Below are 18,722 nucleotides of genomic sequence, written 5' to 3'. Positions count from 1 at the left end.
CTAATGCACCCAGTCTTTTTTGAGCCTGCGTGACGTCAGGAAGAACAGCCCGGCGGCGATCACGTAAAAAACAGTTCCGCAGAGGATCGCATAGCGCAGGCTTTCATCGCCAAATTCGGCTTTAAGACTGTCCGAGATCGCGCCGATGGCGAGATTGCCGACGCCGATGCCGATAAGATTGTTGATGAAGAGAAAAATAGCTGACGTCGTGGCGCGCATATTCGGCGGCGCCAAATGTTGAAAGGCGGAAAGAACAGGCCCCAGCCAGACAAGGCTTAGCGCCTGAATAACCAGGAACGCAGGAAAGGCGATCCAGAGCGTGGGCGCGGTGACGCCGACCACGAAAAAGGGAATGGTCGCCGCAAAAGCAAAAGCCGGCACCAGGGCGTAAGCGCCCTTGCTGCGCGCGCCAAAGCGGTCCGCCATGGACCCGCCGAACCAGATCCCGACAATCCCGCCAAGCAGCAGGATCGCAGCGTAAAAATAGGATGCATAGAGAAGCGGGCCCGGATTTTCCGGCACCAGAAAGCCCGGCATCCAGGAAAAAAATCCCGGCAGCGCGTCGCCATAGCTCCGTACAAAGAAGGATGGCAGCCAGAAGATAAGGCCGTATCCCATCATCGACGAACTGGCGGCGCCGAGCGAAAGTCCCCAAAAACTCGGCTTGCCTATAATCGTGCTTAAAACTTCGCCAATAGGCGCTGGCGCCGACGGAGCGCCGGCGCGATCAAGCCCGCCGCGCTTGGGCTCACGCATGGTCAAGCGAAAGACCGGTACAATCGCAATGCCGGCAAGACCGACGATCAGAAAAGCCTCGCGCCATCCCAGATAACTGGTCAACACGCCGCCCAGAAGAATGCCGAGCGCCGACCCGATGGGAATGCCGAAGGAATAAATGCTGAGCGCCCGGGCGCGTTTTTCCTGCGGGAAATAATCGGAAATGAGAGAGTAAGCAGGCGCAACGCCGCCCGCCTCCCCCACCCCGACGCCAAGGCGCGCAAGAAACAGCTGCGTAAAGTTTTGTGCAAAACCGCACGCCGCCGTCATGGCGCTCCACACCGCAAGCGCAATTGTCATGATCCACACGCGGCTCTTACGGTCGGCAAGCATCGCGATGGGAATGCCCAGAAAAGTGTAAAACAGCGCGAAAGCCAGTCCGCCCATAAGACTGAGCTGGGTGTCGGAAAGCGCAAGCTCCGTCTTGATCGGCACGGCCAGAATGCCGACGATCTGACGGTCGATGAAATTGAACGTGTAGACGACAACAAGCGCAAACAGCACATAAGCCCGATAGAACGGTGTTGGCGCCTTCATTTATTCATCCGCCCCATCGCCAAGGCCAAGCAGAAACGCCCGCGCATCGGCGACCGTTTCACCGGGCGCTTCTTCCTGCGCCGCATGGCCAACGCCGGGATAGGTGATGAGTTGAGCATTGGGCATTAAAGCCTCCATGCGCCGCCCCTGCTCGATCGGTATCACCGCATCCGCTTCGCCCCAGAGAATGAGTGTCGGCGTTTCTATTTCCGTAAGCAGTGCTGAAGGATCTGGCAGCGTAAACTCTTCCAGTGATTTAATCATCGCTGCGCCATTGCCTTCACGACGCATCATGTCACGCATGGTCGCAAGACGTTCGGGCGTCAGTTTGGTATCGTCGCCATAGATGATGCCGGCGCTCGCCGTAACGCCGGCTTCTGGCACCGTCATAAGATAGGCTTTCATCGCCGCCGGAATTTCCGCTGGCTCGTCGCTGACGCCATTGAGAGAAAAGACACCGGGAGAAATAAGGATCAACGCCGCAGTGCGATCGGGATGGTCATGCGCGAAACGCCAGGCCGCCAAGCCGCCGAGAGAATTTCCGGCGATGAAAACGCGGTCGATGTCGAGCGCATCCAGCACATCGCCCACAAAGGCGGCGCGTTCCGCCGGGGCGTAGCGCTCTTTCGGGTCGGGGCCAGTGAGCCCGTGTCCCAACAGGTCGTAACGCACCACACGATAATCGCTTTTCAGCGCCGCCGCCCACGCATCCCAGGTTTCAAGACTGTGCGTAAAACCATGGATAAGGACGATAACAGGCGCATCCGCCGGGCCTTCTTCGCGGATACGAACCCGCGCACCGGCGACGTCGACGAAACGGTCAGCATCGGTGAAATAAGTCTGTTCGAGACTATCGGCCGGCGCGCCTTGGCTCGCGCGCCAGTAAAAAACGCCCGCGGCGCCCGCGATGATCACAGCAAGCACAATTATGGAGAAAAGAAGTTTTTTCATCTTGGCCCTGCGCCCCAAGAAGTGAAGGAAAAACGGGGCGGCGGCAAGAACGCAAGCCGCCGCCCCGCTTCGCGAGGAAGGGATTTCTCCCTAGAACTGGACCTGTACTGTGCCGGTGACGGTGCGCGGCGGGCCATAGAACCCTGTCAGCACGCCCTCAAGACCAAGTGTCGAGGTTAGCGGCGTCGCCAGGCTGCCATCCGGGTTCTGGGCGACGAAGTTGTAACCGGCAACGCGATATTCACGGTCGAGAAGGTTCTTGCCATGAATGCCGATCTGTAGCTTGCCGTCCTCTGACGTCCACACCAGACTGGCGTCAAGCAGGCCGTATCCGCCCTGATCGAGATAGGGGTTCGGCACTTCGAACTGGTTCGTGCGCGATTTATAGGAGGTCTGGGTGATGAACGACACCTCGCCGCCGCGCCCGAAGAAATTCGCCGGATGAGTGTAGTTCGTCGTCAGCGCGCCTGAAAATTCCGGCGTATTCTGAACCACACGCTGATCGGCGACATCCACAGTTCCGACAAGGAACTGAGTGTAGTCCGCATTGATCCAGCCGCCGCCCCAGCCGATAGAGAAACTATCGCCGCCGCCAAAGAGATCCTCGGCGAGAAGCGCCGTCCCTTCCCACTCGACGCCATAGAATTCAGCGCCGCCGGCATTGGTAGTTACGCCGATGAAAGTCGGCAACATGGTGACCGGATCCGTTCCGCCTTGCGAACCGGGGATCTGGACATTCGTGTAATCAGCGTAAAACAGCGCCAGATTCGACGTCACGCGGCCGTCGGCGAAACGCGACTTCCAGCCGAGTTCGTAGGAGTCGACCTCTTCCGGTTCGAACAGGAAGAACTGGAAGATGTCGTCAGCATCAACATCGCCGTCGCCGTCGAAATCCACCGTCACCGAACTTGACTGACCGCGCGGATCGAAACTGCCGCCTTTAAAGCCCTGACTGTAAGACGCGTAGAGATTGTGATCGCCATTCGGGCTCCACGAGAGCGACACGCGAGGGCTGAAATCGGTGAAAGTTTCCTCGCCGTCAAAATCGGACGTCGTGGCGATAACTGTCGATGTCGTGCCGCCAAGCGCCGGCGAGTTGCCGCCAATATAGGTTTGGCGAAGAACGGTCGAGGAACGTTTGTCGCTGGTGTAGCGCCCGCCCAAAGCGAGTTCGACGCCCTGAACGCCGATGATTTCTTCAAGATCGAATGTGATGTCGCCAAAAATCGACCAGGACTTTGTGTCCACATCGCCGGTGGTGTTGGCGTTCAGTCCGGGCAGCGGCCCGAAGGGCGGCGGGGTCAGACTGCCGGTCAGGTCGAGAACCACGTCGAATGTGTTGAAGGCGTTGGCGTCGATATAATAAAAGCCGAGGACACCTGCGACGGCGTCGCCTTCATAAAGAAGCTGCAGTTCTTCGGTGAACTGTTCGTTTTCGTAGATCGCCGGCACGTCGACGTCGGCCGCTGGAAGTGCGTCAAAATCGATCTGCGTGAAGGTGTCATCCTTGCGCCAGGCGGCGATGTTCTTGATGGTCCAGTTATCATTGAGGGCAAGCTCAACATGAAGCGCGGCGCCATATGCATCGGCTTCATTTTCGCCGGTAATGCCGCCGCGCGAGTCGTAAACGTCATCAAGCACCGGAGCCCCGGAGAAGAGGCTCGGAATCAGGCGGTGCCCGCCTTTGGAATTCGACTTGTCCTTAAGATAATCGCCGGAAAGCCGCACGAACAGGACATCATTGTCATATTCGGCGCTTCCACGGAAGGCGAGGAGATCTTTGTCGTAGTTCTCCTCGCCTGTTGTCAGATTTTCGCCGAACCCGTTCCGCGAAAAGTAAGCAACCGATCCCCCCACTGCAAATTCATCCGTCAACGGCATTTCGGCCGTGCCGACAACATCAAACTGACCATAGGTGCCGCCAGAGGCGCGCAGTTTGAAACTTGGCTCGTCGCCAAGGCGCTTGGTCACATATTTAATGGCGCCGCCAACACTGTTGCGGCCGTAAAGCGTACCTTGCGGTCCGCGCAACACTTCGATCCGCTCCACATCATAAATGTCGAGCACTGCGCTTTGCGGACGGTTGAGATAAACGTCATCCACATAGATGCCGACTCCTGCTTCGAAACCGGCGACCGGATCCTGCTGGCCGACGCCGCGAATGAAGGCGGTGAGCGTCGAGTTGGTGCCGCGCGACACTTCAAGCGTCAGGTTCGGCACTGACTGACTGAGATAGGTAATGTCCTGCGCGCCTTGAAGCGCAAGCTGTTCGCCGCTGACCGCCGTCACTGCGATTGGAACATCCAGCAAGGTTTCCTCACGGCGCCGGGCCGACACGATGATAACGTCGCCCGAAGCGGCGGACGCAGTGTCCTGCGCATGGGCCGCGCCGGCCCCGGCGACAATGCCTGCACTGGCGCAAAAAGCGACCAAACCGGCGCTGCCGGCGGTTTTCAACAAGGCGGATTTCAGGCGTGATTTCATAATAGCCTCCCTAAACGTTCGTATTGTTATTTTTTCCCACGGTAGAAGGGATTGGCGCGGCGCAGAACGACCCTAGCGCTCAGACTAACAAGACAATTTCGCTCAATATGGGCTTTTCAAGATCGAATATGTGCGCCGCGAAATGGCTGACCGAGCGCCCTTAAGCCCGGTTTGTAAAGGCTTTCGGGGTGAGGCCGTTCCAGTCCTTGAAGGCGCGATTGAACGCGCGCGCCTCGGAAAATCCCAGCGCCTCGGCGACATCGGAAACGGACTTCCCTTCTGCAAGAAGCCGCTTTGCGGATTCATTCAGGACTTCCTCTCGCAGGGCGCGAAAAGTGAACCCCTCAGCGGCGAGCCGACGGCGCAAGGTGGCGACAGAAAGCCCCATCTGCGCCGCCACGTCGGGCTGTTCAACGACACCGCGCGCGAGCGCGTCGCGCACCCGGGTCGCTGACGGATTGATCATCCCGAGGGCTGCGTGCTTGCCGGCCACAGTCTCAACAATCATCTGATAGACCGCATTGGCGGTGAGCGCATCCGGCGACGGCATGCGGATCGGCGCCAACGCAATGTCGCGGTCGAAAGAAACTTTGTAGACATCTGCGCCAAAACGCATTGGCGCATCCCAGTAACCAAGATGGCCGCAATCCCCTCCCGGGCTCGGGCGGCGAATGTGAAGTCCGGTGATCGCGTCGCGCGCCGATGGAGAAATCACCATGAGAAGGCAATGCAGAAAGGTGAGAATGCATTCGCACTGAAAATAAATGTCCTCTGCCGCCGCTATGCCCGCATAGGGAAAGTCACGGTCATCAATCAGGTAATCGACCGCAGAGTGACGCTTCTCGACCTGGTTGAACTGGCCGCCATGGAGAAGATTGTACGACTTCGCTACGACGCCCATCACTTCGAAAAGATTTTTGCAGTCGGAAAGATGGGCGAGTACGAAATCCGTGCTGCCCGGCAGTAATTGCCGGGAAGAAAGATGCAGTGTTTCGTCGCCGATGAGGATCGAAAGCCGGTTTTGCAGGCGGTAATAGTCCGCAAGTGAAATGAATTCATTGCGGCCATTATCAAGCAGGCGTTCGGGCAGATTGAGGGCCGAAAACAGCTTTTCAACGTCCACACCGGACGCGCGCGCGCTGTCGACGAGCGGCGTCACCCGCTCAAAGCGCACTGAAATCGTATGTTCGCCAGCCTCATGCATGAAGGCGACTGTGCCGCATGCCGGCTGCGGCGTCGAGAAGCGCATGGAGTGCGATTGATGCGCGGAACTAATGGTGGAGGGGGTTGGATTCGAACCAACGTACGCTAAGCGGCCAGATTTACAGTCTGGTGGATTTAACCACTCTCCCACCCCTCCACGAGGCCCTCCAGAAGGCGCTGAAACCACAGCCGGGACCGGCCGGATTTCAACCAGGACGAAAACGAAAAACCGGGCTGCGCCCGGCGCTCCGCAATCGGGAGAACGGGGTCTATAGCGGCGCTGCGCCGCCTTCGCAACCGCCCCTGAGGCCGCATGACGCAATTTCCTGTTTCCCCTTGAATAAGAACCGGCTAGGCCATCGCCATGACCCAAAAACACCGCGCCAAACCGAGAAAAAAGACCCGGAAGGACGGCGCTGCGCCTGGCCCCGGAAGCGACCGTGGCGCGCGGCCCGGCCCTGCCCCGCGAAACAAGGGAACGGTCCCTAAAGGCCAGGATGGCGTCTGGCTTTATGGCCGCCACGCCGTCGCGGCGGCGCTCGCCAATCCCGGCCGCAAGATCAACCGCGTGTTCGCCACGAAAAACGCCGCCGACTGGCTCAAGGACCATGGCGCCGCCGGGGCGGCGCTTGCCCGGCTTGAAGACATCAAACCGGACGAGATTGACCGGCTGCTTCATGACGGCGCGGTGCATCAGGGTCTCGCCGCCCTCGCCGAAGACTTGCCCCGCGCGCGCCTCGAAGACGTTTGCGCTCCGGCGGAAAAACACGCGCCGGTTCTGATCCTCGACCAGATCACCGATCCGCAGAATATCGGCGCCATGTTTCGCGCCGCCGCCGCGTTCGGCGCAAAGGCGGTGATCGTACAGGATCGCAGAACGCCGCCGCTCTCGGGCGCCCTCGCAAAAGCCGCCGCCGGCGCTATTGAAATTCTGCCCTGCATCGAAGTCGTCAATATAGCGCGCGCCATCGAGGCGTTGCAGGAGATGGGATATTTCTGCGCCGGACTTGCGGGCGAAGCGCAAACGGAGATCGCCGCCCTGCCCGATGCGCCGCTGGCGCTCGTCATGGGCGCGGAAGGCGCGGGCCTGCGCCGTCTTGTAGCGGAAAAATGCGACCAGCTTTTCCGCATCCCCATTGCGCCGGACATGGAAAGCCTCAATGTCTCAACCGCCGCTGCGGTCTCCCTCTATGAAGTCAGGCGCCGGATAGCGCCCTGAAAACGCGCGGCGGAAAAACGGAGAAACGACGATGTTCGGACGTTCACTCAAGCTTTTTCGCATTCTCGGTTTTGACGTGCGCGTCGACATCAGCTGGACGTTTTTCGCCCTGCTGATCGCCATGTCGCTGGCGCTCGGGTTTTTCCCGGCGGTCTATGAAGGCTGGCCCGCTTCGACCTATTGGTGGATGGCGATCGGCGGCGTCATCGGCGTTTTTTTCTCCATCGTGATTCACGAATTGTCTCACTCTGTCGTCTCGCGGGCTTTCGGCACCGGCATGACCGGCATCACGCTGTTCCTGTTCGGTGGCGTTGCGGAAATGAAAAGCGAGCCGGAAAGCGCCAAGGCGGAATTCTTCACCGCTATCGCCGGCCCCGCGATCAGCATTGTGTTGGGTGTCGTATTTTTGTGGCTCGCCTCTTTCGGCGGCCCAGAGCCGACGCCGGTGAGCGGGCTGGTCGGATATCTCGGCCGTCTCAATTTCGTGCTCGCCGTCTTCAATCTCATCCCTGCTTTTCCCATGGATGGCGGGCGTGTCTTGCGGGCGACCCTCTGGGCGATGAAAGGCGATATTCGCTGGGCGACCAAATGGGCGTCGGGTCTTGGCGGTCTTTTCGGTTTTGCGTTGATGATGGCCGGGCTCTGGGCTGCGTTTGCAGGCAGTCTGGTTGCAGGGCTCTGGTGGTTCCTGATCGGGATGTTCATCCGCGGCGCAGCGCAATCTTCTTATCAGCAAATGGAAGTCCGCCGCCTCATGGGGGGCGTGAGTGTGCGCGACCTGATGCATAAGGACGCCCATGTGGTTCCGCCCTCGCTTACGCTCGCCGAGCTTGTGGACCGCTATGTCTATGAATTCCAGCAGACGGCGTTTCCCGTCAGCGAACATGGCGCCTTCATCGGAGTCGCCGACACGGCGCATGTGAAGTCCACGCCCCGCGAAGACTGGAGCCGGCTTACGGTCCGGGACATCATGACGCCGCCAGACAAAGCGCCCCTTGTCGATCCCTCGCAGGACGCCATTGTCGCTTTGCAATCGCTGCAGCAAAGCGGCGCAGACACGCTGATCGTGGTGGAGGCGGGCCGCGTTCTCGGCACGCTTTCGCGCGGCGATGTCATGAAGCTTCTCGGTCTCAAAATGGATCTTGAGTCCGCGTAACACGGCGCCGGAATTTCTTTGCAAGCGGCGCTGCGAAGGCGTTAAGCTGTTTTCACTAAAAGGGAGAAAGTAATGGCGAAACCCGTACTTTATTACTGCCCGCGCACCCGGGCCGACACCACCATGTGGATGAATGTGGAGCTTGGCGAGGTCTGCGACATTGAAATCATCAATCTCAAAAGCGGCGCCCACAAAAGCCCGGATTTCGTCAAGATCAATCCCATGGGCAAAGTCCCGGCGCTTGTTCACGACGGCGTAGTGGTGACGGAAAGCGCAGCGATCTGCGCTTATCTCGCTGACGCTTTTGCGGATAAGGGATTTTCGCCGGCGCTGACTGACCCGAAACGCGGCGCCTGGTATCGCTGGATACTCTTTGCCCCCTCCTGCATCGAACCGATGATGCTCGACAAGCTCGGCGGCGTGAAACGCGAAAACGCGATGTCTGCCGGCTATGGCACGGAAGAAGATGTTCTGAAGTCGATCGATGTGATGCTTTCTGACGGCCCCTATATTCTCGGCGACAAGGTGAGCGCCGCGGATATTGTCATGGGATCGCTGTTGAATTTCGCGATTATGTTCGGCGCTATCGAAAAGAAAGGCAAAATCGCCGACTATGTGGACCGCATGACGGCGCGCCCGGCCTTTGCAAAAACGCAAGAGATCAGCGCCAAACACGCCGCCGATCTCGGTCTTTAAATGAGCGCGGAGACACATCTTGCGTCGTGCCAGTGCGGCGCGGCGCGCGCCGAAATGACCGGCGCGCCAAAATTTGTCAGCAACTGCCATTGTGCGGCGTGCCGCAAGGCGACCGGTGGAGCGATTTCCACCTGGGTCGGCTTTGACGACAGCCAGGTGCGTTGGCTGACGGAGAAACCGTCTTACTATGCAAGCTCGGCCGGCGTGAAGCGCGGCTATTGCGCCAAGTGCGGCACACCCCTCACCTATGCAGGCGAGAAATGGGCGGGCGAGACCCATTTCCTGATCGGCGTGATGGAAAAGCCGGAAAACTATACGCCGCAAGGCGAAGTGTTCGCCGATGAAGCGCTTCCCTGGGCGCAGCATATTGAAGGCGCAAACTAAGTGGCGTTTGAAGCGGTGATCTTCGATTTCGGCGGAGTCTTTACGACCTCGCCCGTGCAGAATTTCGCGGAATTCGAACGCCGCCACGCCTTGCCCGAAAAATTCATCGGCGGCGTGATCAAAACGAACATCCATGACAACGCCTGGGCGAAATTTGAACGCGCGGAAATATCTCTCGACGATTTCGACGACGCCTTCGCCATGGAAACAAAAGCTGCGGGGTTTGAAATCAGCGGCAAGACGCTGATCTCGCTTCTGTCCCTGCGCTTTCATCCGCAGATGGTGGACGCCCTCGCCCGGGTTAAAGCCGCCGGGTATAAAACCGGCTGCATCACCAATAATCTGCCGAAAATCGATTCCAAAGGCATGCTGGCGCCGGACGAAGCGCGCGAAACAGTGACGCGCATTCACGAAAATTTCGATCACATCATTGAATCGTCGAAGGCGGGCGTTCGAAAACCAGAACCTCGCATATACGAAATGATGTGCGACGCGCTTGGCGTAGCGCCCGAGACTTGCATTTTTCTCGACGATCTCGGCGTCAATCTGAAACCTGCGCGCGCTATGGGCATGACGACGATCAAGGTGCCTATCGGCGATGTGACGCCAGCCATCGCAGAGCTTGAACGGCTTGTCTTCGCGGCGTGATCGCTGCAGGGAAACATTGCGGGCGCCCGCGCGCGCGCGCACAATAGGCGAAAACCCACAGGGAAGCCGCCCATGTCTCACTACCGCCCCCGATCCGACCTTCAGACCCATGAGGTCGCCAACCAGCCGCCGCTTTTTGAAAATGTGAATTTCTTCGACAGCGATGCGGCCCTGAAAGAAACCGTGGGACAGCGCGGCGGCAAACATCATGAAAAACAATTGTCCGCCTACGGCGCATCGCTTGGCTCGGCGGAGATGGTGGAGAACGCCCGCCTCGCCAATCAGAATCCGCCGAAACTCATCAGTTTCGACCGTTACGGTCATCGCCTCGACGAAGTGGAGTTTCACCCCTCCTATCACGTGCTGATGGAGCTGGGCCTGTCGTCGGGCTATTCCTCGCTCGCCTGGACCGCGAAAGAAGGCGGCCATGTCGCCCATGCCGCCATGGTCTACATGCAGGCGGGGTCGGAACCCGGCGTCGGCTGCCCCATGACGATGACCTATGCGGCGGTTCCCGCCCTGCGTCATGCGCCGGACGCGGCGAAAGAATGGGTCCCGCGCCTGACCGCCGGCCAGTATGACAAGCGTTTTATTCCGGCGGCTGAAAAACGCGGCGCGACTATGGGCATGGCCATGACCGAGAAACAGGGCGGCTCCGACATTCGCGCCAACACGACCACTGCAATGCCTATTGGCGGCGACGACTATGAACTGACCGGCCACAAATGGTTTTGTTCGGCGCCCATGTGCGATGCGTTTCTCACGCTGGCGCGCACGGAGGCGGGCGTCACCTGCTTTCTGGTTCCCCGATGGAAACCCGATGGCGCCCGCAACGCCTTTCACATCATGCGCCTGAAAGACAAGCTCGGCGACCGCGCCAATGCCTCGTCGGAAATTGAATATCACGGCGCTTATGCGGTGAAGATCGGCGACGAAGGCCGCGGCGTTCGCACCATTATCGACATGGTGCAGCATACGCGGCTCGATTGCATCGCCGGTTCCGCGGGCGGGATGCGCGCCGCGCTGGCGCAAGCGCTCTGGCACACGGCGCATCGCTCCGCATTCCAGAAAAAACTCATCGACCAGCCGGCGATGATGATGGTTCTCGCCGATCTCTCGCTCGAATCCGAAGCCGCGGCGGCGCTGGCGATGCGCATCGCCCAGAGCTTTGACAGGATGGATGATCCGCGCGAGGCCGCTTTCATGCGGCTGGCGACACCGATCGCCAAATACTGGATCTGTAAACGCCAGCCCGGCGTTGTTTATGAGGCGCTTGAATGTCATGGCGGCGCGGGCTTTGTCGAGGAAGGCGTCATGCCGCGCCTGTTCCGCCAGTCGCCGCTGAACGCGATCTGGGAAGGGTCCGGCAATGTTATCGCGCTCGATATTCTGCGCGCCATTGGCCGCGAACCGGACAGCCTCGACGCCGTCAGGGAGGAAATTCTTGCCGCGCGAGGCGCCAACCCTGCGCTCGACCAGCATCTCGCGCGCCTTGATAACTGGATGAAACCCGGCGCCCTCAATGAAGCGACGGCGCGGGCCTTCGCCGAGGACATGGCGCTCGCGCTTTGCGCCGCCGCGCTGAAACAAACGGCGCCCGATTATGTGTTTGACGGCTTTTGCAATGCGCGTCTCGACGGCGCGCAGCGTTCTTACGCTTATGGCGGCGTCACGGCGAAAATTGGTGCGCGCGCCATCATCGACCGTGCTACTCCACAATGAAGCGCCCATAGGCGATACAGCTCCTTCTCCATTTAGAGAAACGGAGTGTAAGGCCCGTGGGCAAGTGGTGGATAAGTCTTCACCAAAGCTCAAAAAAGGGGTGTTTTTCGCATGAGAGGATATGCTTTGACCTTACCCGCTCGCCCTATGCGTGCGCCGTAATTTTCGGAGCGATGCAGCCATGTTGTGTCGTCATGAACAGGATGCGCGGGGTGCGCGTGGTTAAGCGCAATCCGATCAATTCCCTTAAATCTCTCTCAAGAGCCGATTTCTAAATTGTCCTTACGGACCTGTAAGAAACGGGCCTGTTATAAATAGGGACGCAAGACCATGACGCGCCGCGTGGACATTTCTTCCTACGCCGCCATTCCTGCAATCCTTGCGCTTGCGGGCGTCGCGTTTTTGTTGAAGCCGGAAGAGCTGCGCCGCGACCCCTTGCTGGAAACGCAAGGGCTGATGGGCATCGCGGCGAAATATGAAGTGATGTATGCGCGCTGCGGGGATAGCCCGGATGATGTGAGTCAGAATAACGCCAGCTATGTCGGCGGGTTCTCGCGTCAGTTTCCCGCGCGCAGCGACGAAGACGCCGCCCTGTTTGTCCTGAAAGCCCGGCCGCAATGCGATGTCGCCAGCCTCTATCGCCTTGACGGCAAGGTCGCGGGCGCCGATCACGCCCGCTATCGCCGGATCAAAATCGAAGTTTAGGCGCAGCGGGAAGCGGCGGCTCATCCAGATGAGCGCAGGCCTCGCCGCCAATCAACACACAGGCGCGAGTGTATGCGCTTTCAGCCTCGGCGGCATCCTTCGCGACGCCCTTGCCGGTCTCGTACATGCGCGCAAGATTATAGCACCCATTTCCATCATCATAATCACAGGCAAGACGGAAATAGAGCAGCGCCTTCGCATCGTCGCGATGCACGCCTTTCCCTTTTATCTCACCGCCCCACAGATCCTTGCGGGTCTCATGCTCGCGTCCAAGCTCATTGCAGGACGCGCCGACACGGGTGGCGCATTCATGACGAAGGTCGCTCAATTGCTTGAACCGGGTTTCGACGGGATCAGCGTCCACCGTCTCTTCTTCGGCGGCATGCGGGTCCGCGCCGCTGTCAGAACTACTGACAACAGCCACAGACGCGGCGCCTACGCCGAGACTGGCAAGCCCAGCGATGATACCGCCCAACGGTTGGGAGACCATATTAACGCCCCGAACTCAAACCGAACACAAAACAGCACGCAGTTGCGAAATCATTCGCAAAGATTTGCCTCTGAAACCTTAAACAAAATCACCGCTTTTAAGGGGCTCATGATTACCTTCGCGGTAACCATGGAAACGCTTTTGCGCGCCGCGATTTTGCGCACACAGCTTTCTGTAAAATCAATTCCGGAGGGAAGAAAATGGTCGGAGCGGCGGGATTCGAACCCACGACCCCTTGACCCCCAGTCAAGTGCGCTACCAGGCTGCGCTACGCTCCGACCTCTCGCGCCGGGCCAAAACCGCCACGCGCGAGCGCGTCTTATAGGCGCCCGGTCGGGACGGAGCAATGGTCAAAATCGGATAATGCGGCCAGTCTTATTCCCGCCTGGCCTATTCCCGCTCAGCCTCAATGGCTTCGAGCGCGAGCGACGCCTGATCGAGGGCGTCCTGCACGCCTTCAAGCCGCGTCAGCAGCGCGGTCAGGGTGCGGCGCAGCTCCGGCGGCAAGGGCGCCGCTTTCAATGCTTCAGCCTCCCCCAGTTCAAGGAGGTCGGCCTGCGCCGGCGGCTCACTCTCGCCTTCCAGCACCGGGCGCACATCGGTTGATTCCCCGGCGGCTGAACGGCGGCCAAGTTCGGAGACATATTTGACGCCTTCGTCCTTGAAAATTTTCTGGACGCCTTTGGTAGTGTAGCGCTGTTCGTAAAGAAGGACGCGAATGCCCCGCAACAGATCGAGATCGAGCGGCCGGTAATAGCGCCGCCCGCCGGCGCGGCGCATGGGGCGCACCTGACCGAACACTTCCTCCCAATGACGCAGAACATGCTGGGGCACATCCAGCTCTTCTGCGGCTTCAGAGATCGTGCGGAACGCTTCGGCAGATTTCGCCACAGAGGGAACGCCTTCGTCAGTTCAGAAAGGAAGTCAGCCTACTCGGCGGCTTTCGCCTGCCGGTGGGTGTTGTTGATCTGGTCTTTCAGCACATGCGATGCGCGGAAGGTGATGACCCGCCGCGGCTCGATCGGCACCTCTTCGCCGGTCTTCGGATTGCGGCCCATTCTGAGCTTCTTGTCGCGCACCGAAAACGTGCCAAAGGATGAAATCTTGACGGTCTCGCCCTTTTCGAGCGTCTGGGCGACCTCGTCCAGAATGCGCTCTACAAATGCTGAAGATTCATTTCGCGAGATTCCTAAGGAGCGATAAACCGCATCCGTCAGATCCGCTCTGGTGATGGTTTTTCCGGCCATGGTTTGCCTATCCGCCTCAATCCCCAAATTAGCGCCAAGGTTAACGGCTAGACGCCTGTTTGGTCAATAAGCCTTTGAAATATATTGCCTGTTTTTTAGACGGGCCAGCTCGGGCGCTTCAGGCGCGCATCAATGCGGCGCCCCAGGTAAGCCCGCCGCCCATCGCCTCGAACAACACCAGATCGCCGGTCTTGATCCGCCCGTCAGCAACGCCCGCGCAATAGGCGAGCGGGATCGAGGCCGCTGAGGTGTTGCCCTGCCCGGAGATCGTGGAAATCACCTGATCGGGCCGCAGATCGAGCTTTTTAACGACCCCCTGGATGATCCGCTCATTGGCCTGGTGCGGCACGAACCAGTCGATCGCGGTGACATCGACCTTGGCCTCGGCGCAAACCTGAACCATGGCGTCGGAAATCCGGGTCACCGCCTCGCGAAAGACCTTGTTTCCCTGCATCCGCACATGACCGGTCGTCTTTGTCGAGGAAACGCCGCCATCCACATAAAGCAGGTCAACCATGCGCCCGTCGCATCTGAGATAACTGCCCATGATGCCGCGATCGCCCGCTTCCTCCGCGGGCTGAGCTTCCAGAACGAACGCCCCGGCGCCGTCGCCGAAAAGAACGCAAGTGCCGCGATCCTCCCAGTCGAGAATGCGCGAGAAGGTTTCCGCGCCAATCACTAGCGCGCGCTTGTGCTGGCCTGAAATCAGGAACTTCTCCGCCGTCGACAGGGCATAGACGAAGCCGGTGCACACCGCCTGAATATCGAACGCCGCGCCCTCGCCCGCGTTGAGTTTCGCCTGCACGATGGCGGCGGTAGACGGGAATGTGAGGTCCGGCGTCGTCGTCGCAACGATGATCAGGTCGATATCGTCCGGCGTCAGGCCGGCATTATCAAGCGCCGCTTTCGCCGCCTGCGTCGCGAGATCGGAGGTCAGCTCCCCTTCTGACGCAATGTGACGTTCGCGAATGCCGGTGCGCTCGCGAATCCACTCATCGCTCGTATCCACGCGCTTTGAGAGATCTTCGTTCGTCAGGATTTGTTCAGGCAAAAAAGCGCCGCATCCGCACAGCACTGCTTTCAAACTCATACCGCCGCCGCTTTGATTGTAGTCTCGCTCGCCGATGCTTCGGCGATACGCTGACGCCGGCTCATCACTGATTTCACTGTAGACGCCACTTCTTCGCGGAAGGGACGCGCCGCAAGGCTCGCCGCCATGTTGACCGCGCTCGCCACACCGCGCGCATCGGCCCCGCCATGACTCTTCACCACGACCCCGTTCACCCCGAGGAAAACGCCGCCATTATTCGAAGACGGATCGATGCGATCCTTCAATTTCCGCAGACCCGGCGCCATCATCAGCGCGCCAAGCTTGGCGTTGAGCGTGCCGGTCAGCGTCTCTTTCATCCAGCCGCCGAGCAGCCGGGCGGCGCCCTCCGCCGTCTTCAGGGCGACATTGCCGGTGAAGCCATCCGTCACGACAACGTCGACCGTGCCCTTGGAAATGTCGTTGCCTTCAACAAAACCCTTGAACGCCATATCCGGGTCCGCCTCGCGCAAGACGCGCGCGGCGGTGCGGATCAATTCATGGCCTTTCAGATCTTCGGCGCCGACATTCAGGAGACCGACCGTAGGTTTGTCCACATTCATCAGCGCACGGAAAAAAGCCTCGCCCATGATCGCAAACTGAACGAGCTGATCCTCATCCGCCTCCACATTGGCGCCGACATCGAGAACGACACAGCGCCCGCGCGGCGTCGGCCACAACGCCGTCACGGCGGGGCGTTCAACGCCCTCGATCATGCCAAGCTGCTTGCGCGAGACTGCCATCAGCGCGCCGGTATTGCCGCCGGAGACAACCGCCTGCGCATCGCCTTCGGCGACCGCCGTCACCGCCGCCCACATGGAGGTGTCGCGTCCGCGCCGCAAAACATGCATCGGCTTGTCGGTCATGGCGACGACATTATCGGCGTGGCGGATTTCTGCGCCTGAAAGATTTGAATGACCGGCGATCAGCGGTTCAAGCTTCGTTTTATCGCCGAAGAAAATGAATCGCGCCTTGAGGCCATGCTTCACAGCATGCGCGACGCCGTCGACGACAGCTTGCGGACCGGTGTCGCCGCCCATGGCGTCGACCGCCAGCGCCAGATCAGGCGCGGTTGCCTTGGCTTGTGTCATGGACTTGCTCAACCAGCCGCTTCCATTGCTGTTTCCATTGCCAAAACTCAGAATATGAGCCCCCGCCGCTGCATGCAACGCGGCGCCCATTGCGCCTTTTGGCGGCCCTTATAGCCCCTTCGCGGGCCACGTAAACCTATTGATTATCATCACTTTTTCCGAGGGCCTGCTTGAGGCCCGCGAAAGGCGACGCATTCTCTTTGGGCGCATAGGCTTCTGCGAGGCTTTTCGCGCCTTCCTTGCGCGGAAACGGCTCCATGGAGAGGGAAAGCTGCTGCACGAGAAGCTCCCCGAGGTCGAGCGTTTCCCCTTCAAGAAACTCGGGCGCGTCGAGGTCTTCCTCTTCCACGTCATCATTCTCAGATGGAATGCGGGTGAAATCGATCTCGAAACTCTCCGCGATCGTCTCTGGCATATGCTCCAGACTGGCGACGCATTCGCGCGTAAGATCGGCGGCGATGTCGCCGGTGATCCGGACCCCTGTTTTGGAGGCGGTCACTCTCATCTCGCCCTCAAGTTTTTCCACAGAAGGCGTTTTCAGGCGCTTTGCGATCATTGCCCGCTCCGTCTCATTGGAGGAAAGCTGAAATTTTTTCCCCGCGCGCCCGACATCGTCGATATCGATTTCATAGCTGAATTCCGGCGCGGGACTGTCGTTTTGCGTCATGCGGGCGCTCCCTCTTCCACCGCCGGGAAAACGACTATTCCGCCTGCGATGCGCGCGCCCGGCTGATGTTGAAGATGGGCGTCGGCGCGGCGCACATAGTCAGCGAATTGAGGCGCCGTTTCCGCCAGCTCTTTTTCAAAGATATTGCGCGACAACGCTTTCGCCAGTGAGTCGTCAGAGACGCCTTCTTTCATCGCCTCTTCATAGGCGCCGATGCGGCCATAGAAATTCTCGGCGAGCTTGCGGATTCGCTTGCCCACCTGAAGGTCGCCGACGCCGAGCTCGCGCAAGCTGTCGTCCAGATTCTGGAACATGGCGTCAAACAGACATTGGCTCACTTTTTTCGCCGCCTCATCGCCGCGCAGGCGGCGCATCACCAGCCAGACATGGAGCGCCACCATCTCGAACCGGCCTTCGACCGTGTCCGGCGCGCCAAGCCGGGCGTACAGCGCCGGGCTCCGCGCCTGCTCGACGGCGGCGGCGTAGAGTGCGCGGCCCGCCTCCAGAGCCGGGTCCTTTCTGAACAAGCTTTTGAACATCAAGCGTTTTCCTTCACGCCGCGGACGCGCTATAACCGCGCCCGCAAGGGGGGTATCGAGGATTTGCGGCAATTTGAAATCACTGGTAGATCACTGCTATCCATGGGGCGAGGTATTCCCGCCAGCCCCCGGGATCAAGTCCCGGCATCAGGCCGGCTCGTGCCGCAGCAGCGTAAAGAGAACCCGATGACCCGATTTTTCCTTGCCGCCCTTGGCCTTCTCATGCTTCAGGCCTGTGTTTCCGTGCGCTCCAGCCATGGATATGTCCTTGAAGCGGACCAGAAAGAGCTGAAAGCGGAAATCGGCTTCGACACCAAGGATTCGGTGCTCGCGAAATATGGCGAGCCGTCGATGATCGGCGTCTTTGACCGCAACGCCTGGTACTATCTTCACTCCACCGATCAGACCCGCGCGTTCTTCAAGCCGAAGACCAAATCGCGTCAGGTCATCGCAATCCATTTCGCCGATGACGGTTCGGTTGAGGAGTTCAAGGAATTCGATCTCGCTGACGGCGAGGACATCCGCCTTGTTCAGCGCGAGACGCCAACCCGCGGCCGCGAGCTGAACTTCTGGGAGCAGCTCCTCGGCAATGTGGGCGCCCTTCCCGCCTCGCTCGGCGAAGAAGGCCCGGTTCCGGGGCAGTAAAAGCCGCCTGATCTTCACAGGCTTTTTGACCCGCTTCGCAATTGACCTGCATCAATCGCAGCGCCGTCATGATCCGTCATGCTGAACTCACCCTTCCTGGAAAGGAATGTTCAGCATGAGACTCTTCCGCTTACTGAAAGTCGCCGTTGTTTTCGGAACCATCGCCGCGATGACCAGCGGCTGCTGGTATCATTATCACTATCGCCACGGTCCGGCGCCGGTCGCGGCCAGCGTCTCTTATATTCGCGTCACGCCGCCGCCGCCGCACCATCGCGCCCTGCCGCCAAGACCGTCACCCTCCGCCGTCTGGATCAGTGGCTACTGGCGCTGGACGGGCGTCGAATTTGTCTGGTCGGACGGGTTTTGGGAACGCAATCCGCCGCCGAATAAAGTCTGGAGAGACGGCCGCTGGGTGCATACGCATCAGGGATGGTATTGGGTTCCCGGTCACTGGCAGTAGGAGTGGCGCCATTG

20 protein-coding genes and 2 tRNA genes are annotated in these 18,722 nt (G+C 59.7%); 9 read left to right on the top strand and 13 right to left on the bottom strand.

The annotated features are described in order from the left end of the window. The 5 genes from ACFOOP_RS10695 to ACFOOP_RS10675 form a co-directional block, all read right to left on the bottom strand. A complete protein-coding gene (locus ACFOOP_RS10695) occupies positions 1-1,314 on the bottom strand; it encodes a spinster family MFS transporter (RefSeq protein WP_379880941.1) in 1,314 nt (437 codons plus the stop codon). After that, on the bottom strand, positions 1,315-2,265 hold the full coding sequence (locus tag ACFOOP_RS10690) for an alpha/beta fold hydrolase (RefSeq protein WP_379880940.1): 951 nt from the start codon (positions 2,263-2,265) through the stop codon (positions 1,315-1,317). Between the two features lie 90 nt (positions 2,266-2,355). Continuing rightward, positions 2,356-4,749 carry a TonB-dependent receptor gene (locus ACFOOP_RS10685; protein WP_379880939.1) on the bottom strand — a complete coding sequence of 798 codons (2,394 nt, stop codon included), beginning with the start codon at positions 4,747-4,749 and terminating at the stop codon, positions 2,356-2,358. Positions 4,750-4,909: 160 nt separating this feature from the next. Continuing rightward, positions 4,910-5,998: a helix-turn-helix domain-containing protein gene (locus ACFOOP_RS10680; RefSeq protein ID WP_379880938.1), complete on the bottom strand. Its 1,089-nt coding sequence runs from the start codon at positions 5,996-5,998 to the stop codon at positions 4,910-4,912. A gap of 26 nt (positions 5,999-6,024) precedes the next feature. Continuing rightward, positions 6,025-6,109, bottom strand: a tRNA-Tyr gene (locus tag ACFOOP_RS10675). Positions 6,110-6,316: 207 nt separating this feature from the next. Here ACFOOP_RS10675 and rlmB point away from each other — a divergent pair. The 7 genes from rlmB to ACFOOP_RS10640 all read left to right on the top strand — a co-directional run bounded on the left by rlmB (position 6,317) and on the right by ACFOOP_RS10640 (position 12,482). Continuing rightward, complete coding sequence (gene rlmB / locus ACFOOP_RS10670) at positions 6,317-7,171, top strand: 23S rRNA (guanosine(2251)-2'-O)-methyltransferase RlmB (protein ID WP_379880937.1); 855 nt, start codon at positions 6,317-6,319, stop codon at positions 7,169-7,171. Between the two features lie 31 nt (positions 7,172-7,202). Then, positions 7,203-8,327, top strand: a complete 1,125-nt coding sequence (locus ACFOOP_RS10665) for a site-2 protease family protein (protein ID WP_379880936.1) — start codon at positions 7,203-7,205, stop codon at positions 8,325-8,327. 72 nt (positions 8,328-8,399) lie between these two features. Then, positions 8,400-9,023, top strand: a complete 624-nt coding sequence (locus ACFOOP_RS10660; RefSeq protein WP_379880935.1) for a glutathione S-transferase family protein — start codon at positions 8,400-8,402, stop codon at positions 9,021-9,023. Continuing rightward, the gene (locus ACFOOP_RS10655) at positions 9,024-9,407 is read left to right on the top strand and encodes a GFA family protein (RefSeq protein ID WP_379880933.1); all 384 of its coding nucleotides are present in this window, start codon (positions 9,024-9,026) and stop codon (positions 9,405-9,407) included. After that, complete coding sequence (locus ACFOOP_RS10650) at positions 9,408-10,055, top strand: HAD-IA family hydrolase (RefSeq protein WP_379880932.1); 648 nt, start codon at positions 9,408-9,410, stop codon at positions 10,053-10,055. It begins immediately after the preceding gene. 72 nt (positions 10,056-10,127) lie between these two features. Then, on the top strand, positions 10,128-11,777 hold the full coding sequence (locus ACFOOP_RS10645; protein WP_379880931.1) for an acyl-CoA dehydrogenase family protein: 1,650 nt from the start codon (positions 10,128-10,130) through the stop codon (positions 11,775-11,777). Positions 11,778-12,107: 330 nt separating this feature from the next. Beyond that, entirely contained in the window at positions 12,108-12,482 is a 375-nt protein-coding gene (locus tag ACFOOP_RS10640; protein WP_379880930.1) for a hypothetical protein, read from the top strand. Here ACFOOP_RS10640 and ACFOOP_RS10635 read toward each other — a convergent pair. From ACFOOP_RS10635 to ACFOOP_RS10600, 8 genes are all read right to left on the bottom strand, one after another. After that, positions 12,466-12,972, bottom strand: coding sequence for a tetratricopeptide repeat protein (locus ACFOOP_RS10635; protein WP_379880929.1), 507 nt, complete (start codon positions 12,970-12,972; stop codon positions 12,466-12,468). The two genes, ACFOOP_RS10640 and ACFOOP_RS10635, sit on opposite strands and share 17 nt — an antisense overlap. 201 nt (positions 12,973-13,173) lie before the next feature. After that, positions 13,174-13,250 (bottom strand) — tRNA-Pro (locus ACFOOP_RS10630). Positions 13,251-13,362: 112 nt separating this feature from the next. Beyond that, positions 13,363-13,863, bottom strand: coding sequence for a MerR family transcriptional regulator (locus ACFOOP_RS10625; protein ID WP_379880928.1), 501 nt, complete (start codon positions 13,861-13,863; stop codon positions 13,363-13,365). A gap of 38 nt (positions 13,864-13,901) precedes the next feature. Continuing rightward, a complete protein-coding gene (locus ACFOOP_RS10620) occupies positions 13,902-14,219 on the bottom strand; it encodes an integration host factor subunit alpha (RefSeq protein WP_375204127.1) in 318 nt (105 codons plus the stop codon). A gap of 118 nt (positions 14,220-14,337) precedes the next feature. Then, positions 14,338-15,309 (bottom strand): beta-ketoacyl-ACP synthase III, encoded by a 972-nt coding sequence (locus ACFOOP_RS10615; protein ID WP_379880927.1) that lies wholly within the window; start codon positions 15,307-15,309, stop codon positions 14,338-14,340. Continuing rightward, positions 15,306-16,397 carry a phosphate acyltransferase PlsX gene (gene plsX, locus ACFOOP_RS10610; RefSeq protein WP_379880926.1) on the bottom strand — a complete coding sequence of 364 codons (1,092 nt, stop codon included), beginning with the start codon at positions 16,395-16,397 and terminating at the stop codon, positions 15,306-15,308. Before plsX ends, ACFOOP_RS10615 begins: the two co-directional genes overlap by 4 nt. A 136-nt stretch (positions 16,398-16,533) precedes the next feature. Beyond that, a complete protein-coding gene (locus tag ACFOOP_RS10605; RefSeq protein ID WP_379880925.1) occupies positions 16,534-17,064 on the bottom strand; it encodes a YceD family protein in 531 nt (176 codons plus the stop codon). Further along, a complete protein-coding gene (locus ACFOOP_RS10600; protein ID WP_379880924.1) occupies positions 17,061-17,603 on the bottom strand; it encodes a ubiquinol-cytochrome C chaperone family protein in 543 nt (180 codons plus the stop codon). The genes ACFOOP_RS10605 and ACFOOP_RS10600 overlap by 4 nt, the downstream gene beginning before the upstream one ends. A 186-nt stretch (positions 17,604-17,789) precedes the next feature. Between ACFOOP_RS10600 and ACFOOP_RS10595 the strand changes: the two genes are divergently transcribed. Together ACFOOP_RS10595 and ACFOOP_RS10590 are read left to right on the top strand one after the other, a co-directional pair. After that, positions 17,790-18,248, top strand: coding sequence for an outer membrane protein assembly factor BamE (locus ACFOOP_RS10595; protein ID WP_379880923.1), 459 nt, complete (start codon positions 17,790-17,792; stop codon positions 18,246-18,248). A gap of 115 nt (positions 18,249-18,363) precedes the next feature. Then, complete coding sequence (locus tag ACFOOP_RS10590; RefSeq protein WP_379880922.1) at positions 18,364-18,708, top strand: hypothetical protein; 345 nt, start codon at positions 18,364-18,366, stop codon at positions 18,706-18,708. The last annotated feature ends 14 nt before the right edge of the window (positions 18,709-18,722 follow it).

Source organism: Hyphococcus aureus (assembly GCF_042643165.1).
Classification (GTDB): Bacteria; Pseudomonadota; Alphaproteobacteria; order Caulobacterales; family Parvularculaceae; genus Hyphococcus; species Hyphococcus aureus.
Note: the sequence above shows the minus strand (reverse complement) of the source record. Positions and strands in the feature narration are given on the sequence as shown.